The sequence below is a fragment of the Enterobacter sp. 01-M-02-SI-ECC genome (assembly GCF_047530595.1).
Taxonomy (GTDB): domain Bacteria; phylum Pseudomonadota; class Gammaproteobacteria; order Enterobacterales; family Enterobacteriaceae; genus Enterobacter; species Enterobacter cloacae_M.
The window spans coordinates 1-2,925 of sequence record NZ_JBLKCZ010000075.1; the positions used below are offsets into that span (position 1 = coordinate 1).

Below are 2,925 nucleotides of genomic sequence, written 5' to 3' on the forward strand. Positions count from 1 at the left end.
GGCGGAGTGGGGCTCGACGACCGGACAGCAGTGCTGGCCGGGAGCCGAAGGGGGCCATCGCCCTGCCCTGTTTTCGGGTTATGGCCACGGAGCTGCAGCTGAGGAAGTTAACCAGCAGGACGCCGGTTATGATCGCAGGTAAGGAGAGACGCACTGCAACGGGGAAAGGCAGGAGCGCCGGAGGCGCTTTCGCCCTCCCCGTTTCCCCGAAGGGGAAGCATTTTTTTGCGGTTGCCCCGATGATATGCACCGGGGCAAGGATTTCCGATCAGATCGGTTCTTCGCTATCACCTCCGTTTTCCTGCTCATAGTGCATCATGGCCATGTTCAGCAGGGCATTAAATCCCTCGATGCCAGCCCCGTCCGGCTCGCACTGTTCGCACAGGTGCAGCAGATTGGCCAGAAAATCCGTGATAACAGTTTGCACGCTTTCGCTTTCCCTGTTCAGCCCGGTTTTACGGGCAAATTTCCAGAGCACATCGGCAGCCAGCGCGGCGTGATCATCGTTGCTGCGGATTTTTAGCGGTTCAGGCTGACCATTAAGGCGTTCTGCCATCGTCTCCAGCACGGTCGCCGGAACAGCGTTCAGTGTGTTGCTTGTCATTTTCTCTCTCCCTGCGGCAGGTCTGCCCTGCCGCTCTGTCAGTCAGGCGGCCACGGTGGCCAGAAAGTTTTTCATAGCTTCGAAACGGCTGCGGAACGCCAGACGTCCCTGCCAGTCATTGAAGTAATAAACGGGGGTATAACGCACGCGATTTGCTTTCAGGGTCAGCGTATTACCGGTCACGACTTTCGCGGGTATACCCAGCAGTGACAGCTGGATAAAGGCCATATCAGCCACCATCTGATCGATATCTGTGCAGGTGGCATACAGCTGTTCTGACGGGTTATATCCCGCTTCAGCCATCCAGTATGCAAAGGCAATGACCATTCCGGCGCTACCACAGGCAGGCTCATCAAGCGTCATCCACCCCTCACGCTTTATCGTCTCCTGAGCGCCGGGCATGAGTAGTCCGGCCATCAGGCGGGAGATGCAGGACGGGGAGAAATACTGCCCCATTTCGTCCGCGCCCAGCTCCTGCTCCATATACAGAGCGCCGAGGAAATCATGAATTTCACCCGCCAGCCCCTCCACCAACAGGCAGAACAGCTGCTTCATGGCGTCCAGATCGTCCAGCTGATACCGTTCGCAGATGCGACGGCTGTTTTCGATGTTCTCCGGCGAGCGAATACGAGCCATATCCAGCTCGCTGGCTGCCAGGGTGATGAAGTCGCGGAACACTTCGGAACGACGCATATTTTTCGCCGTCTGACGGAAGACACTGGCGAACTCTTTACGCGCCTCAGCTGGCGACAGCATCCGGGCAGGCGCAGAACCCTGCGGCTGCGGATCAATCTGGTCTGCCAGGAACAGGGATTCAAAACTCAGTTGTGACATGGTTTCTCCTTACCGGCCACCCGCGGGCGGCCGTCTCCTGTTATGCCAGTCCAAGCGCCGGGTAGACGCTGACAGCCAGACCACAGTCAGCATCGGCGGCGTAGCCCGTTTCGGCATTTACCACGGACAGGAACGGCTGCCACTGTGAGAAGCGCAGCGCGGGTACGCGTGCGCGTTTTCCGGCGCGGAGGGCATTTACAAATGCCTTCGCCTGTGCGACAGTTTGCGGGTCAAATTTCACGATCAATCTCCTTACTTTGGTTGTGATTGCCGGTTCACCGTTGCTGCGGCTACCCGGCGTTGAGAAAGCAGGGGCAACCCTGCTTTTTTAATGCGCGGAATTCAGCGGCGCATCGAGACAGAAACGGGCGATCACGTCGCCAATCAGCTCCCGGTGATGGCGGGTGTGCAGGTCATGGCACTCAAAGAAACGCGCGCCATACCGGACAAAAATCGCGGTCACATCCCCGCCCGTAAATTCCATCGACTTGAACGACTCCCCGCCATACCCCCTGCACCAGTCCACTGGCGGCAACGTTTCCAGCTGGTCGATATACCGGGCCTCGGTGATTTCCGCCCAGGGACGGCGATAGCCGTCATTCAGCTTTTCCTGTACCAGAGTCGCGGAGATCAGCTCCGCATCCGGATAGAGACGGCGAAGGGATTCCAGCGTTTTCGCTTCACGCTGAGTCACCCACTGCCCGTCCAGCTGTGTTGCGCGGTCATAAACGGCGTTATGCGACGGAACGAAAAAGGCCATTGGTGCAGCGGTCGGAGGATTAACGTTCATCTTTCAGGCTCCTGTTTGCTTTAGTTCCGAGCGGTAACTGCTATACAGCACCGCATCGGGTCGAAGGTAAATCCGGGTTACTGAACGCCCAGACGGCGGAACATATCGGCGATAATGTTTCTGCGGGTATAAGAAGCACCTGCAGCTTTCAGATCCTCCAGAACGTTCCATGCATAGCTCGCCTCATTGCCATAAATCGCAATGAGAGAGGCTGTTTTAGGCTCCGGGCCTGACATATGCCCATTTCCGGAACAGGCCTTTGTGGTCGGGGTGTTAACGCTCATGTTTCTGGCTCCTGTCTGATGAGGTTCCGTGCGGCGGGTGCCGCACGGGGTGAACCGGATTTAAATGTCGATACCTGCGCGCTCGATCAGGCGCACAAACTGTTTGAAGTGGTCAGCTTCAGCCACATGGATATGGCGGAACTGTTTATCGACGCCGCTGCTGAGGGCGTAGAAATAGGTGCAGCGCATTGTTTCGGGGCAACGTCGGCGCAGTTTCTTCAGCTCAGCAAGGCTGCTGAACTCCAGAACGTCCGATTCCTCCTCAGAGTTTTTTTTCGTCTCAGCGACGAGGATCGTGTACGACACGGTTTTTCCCCCCATCTTCCTGGAAGATTCTTGAGCGGCGGTTTTGACGTTGACGTTTCGTGTGTGCATCCTGGTTTTCTCCTGTGGTGATGGTTGTCCATCTCCCT

Annotated in this window: 6 protein-coding genes; all 6 read right to left on the bottom strand. The window is 57.1% G+C overall.

Annotated elements, in window-relative coordinates; translation table 11 throughout:
* Positions 1-268: 268 nt before the first annotated feature.
* Complete coding sequence (locus ACMWLG_RS25580; protein WP_023345479.1) at positions 269-604, bottom strand: hypothetical protein; 336 nt, start codon at positions 602-604, stop codon at positions 269-271.
* Between the two features lie 42 nt (positions 605-646).
* Positions 647-1,438, bottom strand: coding sequence for an N-6 DNA methylase (locus tag ACMWLG_RS25585; RefSeq protein WP_047028264.1), 792 nt, complete (start codon positions 1,436-1,438; stop codon positions 647-649).
* Between the two features lie 40 nt (positions 1,439-1,478).
* Positions 1,479-1,679 (bottom strand): hypothetical protein, encoded by a 201-nt coding sequence (locus tag ACMWLG_RS25590; protein ID WP_031494497.1) that lies wholly within the window; start codon positions 1,677-1,679, stop codon positions 1,479-1,481.
* Between the two features lie 87 nt (positions 1,680-1,766).
* A complete protein-coding gene (locus tag ACMWLG_RS25595) occupies positions 1,767-2,228 on the bottom strand; it encodes a hypothetical protein (RefSeq protein WP_052683034.1) in 462 nt (153 codons plus the stop codon).
* Between the two features lie 77 nt (positions 2,229-2,305).
* A complete protein-coding gene (locus ACMWLG_RS25600) occupies positions 2,306-2,464 on the bottom strand; it encodes a hypothetical protein (protein ID WP_226876293.1) in 159 nt (52 codons plus the stop codon).
* Positions 2,465-2,572: 108 nt separating this feature from the next.
* Positions 2,573-2,887, bottom strand: a complete 315-nt coding sequence (locus tag ACMWLG_RS25605; RefSeq protein ID WP_023338051.1) for a hypothetical protein — start codon at positions 2,885-2,887, stop codon at positions 2,573-2,575.
* Between the last annotated feature and the right edge of the window lie 38 nt (positions 2,888-2,925).

Excerpts from the sequence above, each read along its gene's own strand:
- ACMWLG_RS25595 (WP_052683034.1), bottom strand. The coding sequence starts at position 2,228 with ATGAACGTTAATCCTCCGACCGCTGCACCAATGGCCTTTTTCGTTCCG.
- ACMWLG_RS25605 (WP_023338051.1), bottom strand. The coding sequence starts at position 2,887 with ATGCACACACGAAACGTCAACGTCAAAACCGCCGCTCAAGAATCTTCC.
- ACMWLG_RS25580 (WP_023345479.1), bottom strand. The coding sequence starts at position 604 with ATGACAAGCAACACACTGAACGCTGTTCCGGCGACCGTGCTGGAGACG.
- ACMWLG_RS25600 (WP_226876293.1), bottom strand. The coding sequence starts at position 2,464 with ATGTCAGGCCCGGAGCCTAAAACAGCCTCTCTCATTGCGATTTATGGC.
- ACMWLG_RS25585 (WP_047028264.1), bottom strand. The coding sequence starts at position 1,438 with ATGTCACAACTGAGTTTTGAATCCCTGTTCCTGGCAGACCAGATTGAT.